Below are 6,781 nucleotides of genomic sequence, written 5' to 3' on the forward strand. Positions count from 1 at the left end.
CGAACTGTTACAAGAAGCGACTGGTGAAGGCTTAAACGCTAAATATTTAGCAAACTATTTACAAGAAAAGTATACGAAGCTGTATCAGCTCTAAAAAAACAAGCGATTTCTTTACAATGAGAAATCGCTTGTTGCTTTACCAAAGCTTAAAGCCTTTTGAACCAGCTGGTGAATTTGAGATAATAAAAAAATGGAATTATTTAAGCGAAAATATTTAACGCTATTAATTACAAGTCAAGAATTAAAGTAATTTACATGTTTCATCAGAATTCTTTATAAAATGTGCAAGATTATAACGAGTTATTGTTAAGCGGAACTATTGTTTATATTTGTTTAGCTATTATTTGTGATTAAAAGTATATTTATAATTATTTACGAAAGGAAAGTGTAGTTAATTAAGATGTAAAAATAGGTTACGAACCAATCTTCGACCCATATTTAAAAAACCATATTTTATAATGTGATGGTACGACTTATATTAACGGTTACACAAGAATTGATTTAAAGAAGTTGTTGTACTAACGGGCAGTTAAGTAGAATAGTGTTGATATGTTTTTATTCAACAATCGGGCCATATTATTGAATAACATTTTTAAAGAAAAACTGGATATTTAGTTAAAATAAAGGTGAGATTGTAAAGGATTGTTCTTAACTATCGAGGTAAGATAATTTAAAAAAAGTAAGTAGTTTTCAGGAAAAATATTCAGTCCGTATTAAATTTTAAATTTGTATGGACTTGTGAAAAAATAAAATGTGTTACAGTACGGACAAATGGATTTACTTCATCAATGAATTTTTCTGCCTTAGCGAAAGTTTCAAACTGCATTTTAAGCATATAGCACGCACTTCCTGCTATTCGATAACAGAATTCTACATTTGGAAGTTTCTCAATATAATTTTTAAAAGATTTATAGTCACCATTTTTAACTGTTGCTTCAATTATGCATTGGATTGGTAAACCTACTTTCTCATAATCAACCTCTAAAGTATATTTCTTTATAATTCCAAATGACTCCATTTGTCTTACCCGTTCAGTTACTGATGGGGAGGACAGATTCACCCTTCTCCCAAGCTCGCTCATTGATAAACGGCTGTTATTATGTAATTCACCTAAAATATTTTTGTCAATATCGTCTATTTTCATTTTTATAGTTTTCCTCCTATAATCATTAATTTTAAAAAGGATTCATTTAATAATCATTGTAAATTTAATGTGATTTAGTTATTTTATTTTTTATAATTAATTCATGTTCAAATATAACAAGGAGGGACTTACATGGCAAGAATTGTTGAATCTAATTTCGGGGAAACATCTTTTCAAAGATTATTGGGGCATAATAAAGGTGTAATGGAAGGATGGAATCAGTTAGGAAATGTGTTAGAAAAAGATGGACTACTAACATCTAAATTAAAGGAACAAGTAAGGAGAACATTAGCTCAAAGTAACGGATGTGAGTATTGTAAGGCCAAAGGAAAACCTGATCCAGGTAAGTTTGATGAAAAAATATCAATTGCAGTAGGATTTGCGGAAGTCTTTTTAAAACAAAAGGGTGACATTGCTGATTCAGTGTTTGATATTTTGAAAGAGTGTTTCACCGAAGAGGAAATAAGTGAATTATGCGCATTTATTTCTTTTACGACTGCTTCACAATATTTTGGTGCCATGATGAAATTAGAACCTTTAAATTAATAATCTTATTTATTCAACAATCGAGGTCTAAATAAAACAAAGTAATGAAAAATTGCATTGAGGAGCAACCGAAGATCGAAAATAAAACTTGGAAAGATTACTTCTATGAAATAATTAAGGCATTGTTGCTTTATAAATAAGTATTTTTAGTGTAGCTTTTTAGTTTTTATCCAATAAGTTAAACTAGCCAATTAATCTAAGTAAGAGTAAATGGAGGATACAATGATTAAAAAAATTGATATTACTAACCCTAAATTTGCTAAAGAAGTATTAAACATTCAAATACCTTCATACAAGGTAGAGGCTGAATTAATTGACTTTTATGAATTACCGCCATTAAAAGACACAGTGGAAACGTTGCAGCATTGTGAAGAGACTTTTTTTGGCTTTTACTTAAATGAAGAATTATGCGGAGTCATTTCTATAAAAACAGAGAATGACATAGTTAAGATACATCGGTTAATAGTGCATCCTAATCATTTTAGAAAAGGAATTGCCAAGAAATTATTGGATTTCATTGAAAGTAATTATAAAAGTTTTGAAACAATAATAGTATCAACTGGATCCCAAAATACACCAGCAGTGACCTTTTATTTAAAAAATGGATTTTCAAAAAAAGAAGAAACAAGAGTAACGGAACACCTATCTTTAACTTCTTTTAAAAAGGAAATTTAATAAGGTTTTATTAAGCAAACGGGCGCAATTGTGGAAGAAGCGTCTCTGTTCTTATTAAACTAACGGGGTGCAAGAGTTTAAGTTCCAAGTGCCGAATTTAAAGGCGGCTTTTCTTATTGAGCAAAGACAGCAGTTTTGATGAAGAAGGAAATTAGTTTTAAATTGTAAGGGAGCGATTGTTTTGTATGATTACGAACATATGAAAATGAGTAAGTTCGAAGCATATTCATTTACTCGCTTAATTCGAACACAAAATTTTGAGTTTTATTTTATCCTTGGAGTTAATGATCCTCAAGATTTTGATGAATATTGGGATGGAAGATTAATTGAAGTATTGGGATACCTTGTTACATATATAAAAAATGACCAACATAACATTTTTATATATTTAATTGAAGATGAAACTAAAAACTTTCAAGAAATAATTAAACATGTAAAGAAGTTTGCATCTGAAATATACACGTATACAGGACTACTCGATACGACCAACTTTATAATACAATCAACCAATGTATATCAAAAAAGTTTAGAAAATCATGAAATAGTGGATTTCATTAAGAAAATAGTAAATGAGGATATTCCTGAATTCATTTTGGCTGAAATTAAACAATAGATACTTCACAAACTGGGGCTTTACTTGAAAATCGTTGAGTTGCTTAGGCGGCTCTTTTTTTTATTGAACTCCCATGAAAGAACGTAATAATCTTTCATTTTCTGTGGTGTAGTGTTAATTTTACACGACATGGATGGCTAACGGGGCAGGATAGTTGTGCGAAATGTTCCTAGTTCAAATGGATGATGGTTACATCAATCTGGTAAAGGCTAGGCAGTTCCTTTCGGAATTGAAGGGTTATATCGAAGAATCAAATGATAGGGTAACGCCTAGAAGGGTTCTCTCTTAGTCGAATAGCACTTGATTTAGTAAGAATGAAAGTGTTATAAGCTCTCCGAAAAGGCGTGAGAATTTACCTTAACAGTTCGGCTGACGAAAGCCTACCCGCGGGGGTGGTGTAAATCATGATGCTTGAGTTGAATGAATATGGTGAGAATGCGAATGAACCTAAAAGAAAAGGTTAAGCTGACAAACTTCTGAATGTACGGGTCTATAACTGCGATACATAGAAATGTGTATGTCACCAAATTGTGAGGTTAGATGTGGGTGAGTAAGACTAGCTAATATGAAAATCCATGATACGTTACAGGCGTATGAATGCTAACAGGCTTACAGGAAGCACCTAATTTCATTCTATAATAGATGTAATTCAACATTGTAAGCTGATAACGTGGAGGGCTTACTCTCTTTGAAGCGTTGCGAAGGAAAATAATCGTAAGATTAGCGGTTATATAACTTTACTTTATATCAGTGAAAGTGGTGGCACAGTACCGTTGAAGCGTGTAATGAACGTGGAGGGATAGCCACTAGACTAATGAAGAATTACTTAATCATGCTTGGCAAATCTTTATCGGTTAATAAGGTTCTCGTGAGACTAAAAGAGGTTCACCTTCCAAGGGAGGCACCGACTTATTGAAACGGAAGAATTGAGGCATAGAAGGTATTTTGATATCAGAAGTGTTGATGATTAATTGAATTGGATTAGTTGGAACGCCGTATGCGGTGAAAGTCGCACGTACGGTGTGAACAGGGGGAAAAGCTGGCGATAATTTCAAAGGCTTACCTATCTGTATGAAGAAGCAGGTTACTTTACCAAAGCAGAATTCTAAATTCCGTCGCTATATTGAATGAATCTGAAAGAAAATGTGCAATAGGGATGAGTGTGTTGTTCTTACAATATTTACTTACGAGTATTTATGTGTTATCTTACATATAGTTATATAGCTATATGTTAATGTGTTGATGAAGGGGGGGAGATGTTTGTTTGATGTGTATAAAGCGATATCAGATCCAACACGACGGCGAATTTTGGATCTCTTAAAAGAAAAGGATATGACTGTTGGACAAATCACAGAGCATTTTAGAATTTCGCAACCGAGTATATCTCAACATTTAGCTATTTTAAAAAATTGTGGACTAATTGAATCCTCTAAACATGGAAAATATATTATTTACTCATTAAATATGACGATTTTTCAAGAACTTTTAGGATGGGTAATAAAATTTAATAATAAAAAGGAGAATGATAACTAATGAGGCATGTATGGGCATTACTTATTTCGTTTATTTCTGTTTTACTTTTATGGTTTTTTTCTTATGAATATTTACCAATTGAAGTACCAATGCATTATACGAACGGAATTGTAGATAGATATGAAGAAAAATTTTTTGTGATGAGTATCTTCTTTGCATTTAGCTTTATTCTTTTATTAATAACTTACCTTTTCCTTCTTTTTGATAACAAGAATATAAACAAACAAAAAATAAATACCCCTATAACGATTTTTATGATTATTTTTACTTTGTCTATAAATGTTCTATTTTTAATTAATGTAAAAGATGAATCCTTAAAAACAGAAAAATTTCTCTTTGTTCTGATTGGGTTATTCTTTATATTAATGGGAAACTATACACCAAGGATAAAGAAGAAAAATCTATTTATCGGCATTCGAACTGCAGCTACTCTTAATGATGATACAACATGGAAAAAAACACAGAGATTTGGTGGTTTTATATTGGTTATATTGGGGATTTTAATCACCTTTACTTCTTTGCTTCCCATTCATTTAGCTATTATAATTTCGATTATTCTAATACCTATGGGAATAATAGTTATACATATTTATGCAAATCGAATTGAGAAATGTATATCCTAAATTATATGAGGAATTAAAATTGTTGATTAGTGGAAAACCTTCAACTAATAAATATGAGGAAATTAGTAAATAATCATCCACTACTTTTTACGAATATCCAAGAATTTGATCATACTTCAACTAACGGGGTGCTTTACTAGAAGAACATTGAGCTGCATCTGCAGCTCTTTTTTCTTTATTAAACTCCCATGAAAGAACGTAATCATCTTTCATTTTCTGTGATGTAGCGCTGGTTTTTGCGTTACATGGATGGCTAACGGGGCAGTTTAGTTGAAGAGTGTTGTTTAACTTGGTGTTCAACAAACGGGCCAGATTGTTAAGTAACTTTTATAGAATAAATGGATAATTATGTTAAAATTAATAAAAGGACATTTATTAGTTTAAAGAGGTGAAAATATGAAGTCAAAAGTTAATCTTGCAATGATAATGATTTCTGTTCTTTTTACAGCATTCGGTTGTTCTAAGCAGAATGAAAGTATAGAAACAGAACCTTATAACGGGAAACCATTACATATTGGTATTATTGGTGAAGAACCAAATGTTAGAGAAGAACATATTCAATTTACAGGTATAGATTTTACAGATTTGCAGAAAGTAGAAAACTATGATGCTATATTTATTACGAAGGAAAATCTAAAAGAAGCAGATAAAGCACAATATGCAAAGGTTTATAATAACAGTCCTCGTCCGTTCTTATTTATCGAATCACAAAAAGGATATGTTCCTTTCATTAATGAAGAAGCTGATTTCGAAAATTATCCAGATGTTGATTCAGGTGCCTATGCTTATCTTTACGATAGCAAGAGTAAAAGGTATTGGGGTTATGGATTATATAATGACGTAGTAAATGAGCAAAATATTCAAGATGTATACTCAAGAATATTTAAAACAATTGAAGATTTGTCAGTACCGAACTAACTCTAAAAGGTTGCTAAACAGCTAAAGGAAGCTAATTGTTATTCAATTAAAGGGCGCGATTGTTGAATAAGCTTCTCTGCTCTTATTATTTTTACGTGTGCTTTTGTTGAAAAAATAGTTAAAAATAAGCCGTGTTAAAAGTTTTAACACTTTTATGAAAAAGATAATCCCACTGAAAAGCCTATAAGTCAACTTTTCAGTGGGATTTTGTGTTGAGTGTTATCTAGGATTTATACTGTTAGTTCATATGACAAAATTAATTGCATATTTATGATTTAACAATGTAACTTATGAAGATATAAGGTCAACTTATCTATGGGTACTAATACATAAATTGGTAAATTTATTATTAAAAATTGTTGGTTTATCTAATTGTGCTTGTCCCTAATTATTTCCCATATCGTTTTTAGTTTCCGAAAGTCTTCTGTATATTGGGGAAGTTCATTATACCATAACGCTATTAGCAAGGGGAACATCAACAGGCATCCATGAATCACAATCGCTATTCTATGAAAATTTGGTCGGTCGAAATGAAAAGTTTTGGGAGCACAACTATGAGCGCTTGCAAAACCATTCACCAGCACAGTTTGGAGATGTCCCTTTAAGTGATTTCCTACGAGCAATTAATATGGTAGAGCCATCGTTTATTCGTATTGAAGCAGATGAGTTAACATATCCGCTACATATTATGATTCGCTATGAAATTGAACGTGACCTATTCAACGGCGA

At 31.4% G+C, this 6,781-nt stretch carries 7 protein-coding genes and 1 pseudogene; 7 read left to right on the forward strand and 1 reads right to left on the reverse strand.

The genetic code is table 11. The annotated features are described in order from the left end of the window. Window positions 1–703: 703 nt before the first annotated feature. Window positions 704–1,144, reverse strand: coding sequence for an Lrp/AsnC family transcriptional regulator (locus ACQKMV_RS23640; RefSeq protein ID WP_427506887.1), 441 nt, complete (start codon window positions 1,142–1,144; stop codon window positions 704–706). Window positions 1,145–1,276: 132 nt separating this feature from the next. Between ACQKMV_RS23640 and ACQKMV_RS23645 the strand changes: the two genes are divergently transcribed. The 7 genes and pseudogenes from ACQKMV_RS23645 to ACQKMV_RS23675 all read left to right on the forward strand — a co-directional run. Beyond that, complete coding sequence (locus ACQKMV_RS23645; protein WP_427506889.1) at window positions 1,277–1,690, forward strand: carboxymuconolactone decarboxylase family protein; 414 nt, start codon at window positions 1,277–1,279, stop codon at window positions 1,688–1,690. A gap of 222 nt (window positions 1,691–1,912) precedes the next feature. Beyond that, the gene (locus ACQKMV_RS23650) at window positions 1,913–2,365 is read left to right on the forward strand and encodes a GNAT family N-acetyltransferase (protein ID WP_427506891.1); all 453 of its coding nucleotides are present in this window, start codon (window positions 1,913–1,915) and stop codon (window positions 2,363–2,365) included. Between the two features lie 181 nt (window positions 2,366–2,546). Continuing rightward, complete coding sequence (locus tag ACQKMV_RS23655) at window positions 2,547–2,978, forward strand: hypothetical protein (RefSeq protein WP_427506893.1); 432 nt, start codon at window positions 2,547–2,549, stop codon at window positions 2,976–2,978. Window positions 2,979–4,238: 1,260 nt separating this feature from the next. Then, window positions 4,239–4,511, forward strand: a complete 273-nt coding sequence (locus ACQKMV_RS23660) for an autorepressor SdpR family transcription factor (RefSeq protein ID WP_427506894.1) — start codon at window positions 4,239–4,241, stop codon at window positions 4,509–4,511. Continuing rightward, window positions 4,511–5,134 (forward strand): SdpI family protein, encoded by a 624-nt coding sequence (locus ACQKMV_RS23665; protein ID WP_427506895.1) that lies wholly within the window; start codon window positions 4,511–4,513, stop codon window positions 5,132–5,134. Before ACQKMV_RS23660 ends, ACQKMV_RS23665 begins: the two co-directional genes overlap by 1 nt. Window positions 5,135–5,530: 396 nt before the next feature. Beyond that, window positions 5,531–6,052: a hypothetical protein gene (locus ACQKMV_RS23670; RefSeq protein WP_427506896.1), complete on the forward strand. Its 522-nt coding sequence runs from the start codon at window positions 5,531–5,533 to the stop codon at window positions 6,050–6,052. Window positions 6,053–6,512: 460 nt separating this feature from the next. Continuing rightward, window positions 6,513–6,781 (forward strand): annotated as a pseudogene (locus ACQKMV_RS23675) (carboxypeptidase M32); the annotation flags it as partial.

The sequence above is a fragment of the Lysinibacillus sp. NPDC094403 genome, from assembly GCF_050278745.1.
Lineage (GTDB): Bacteria > Bacillota > Bacilli > Bacillales_A > Planococcaceae > Lysinibacillus.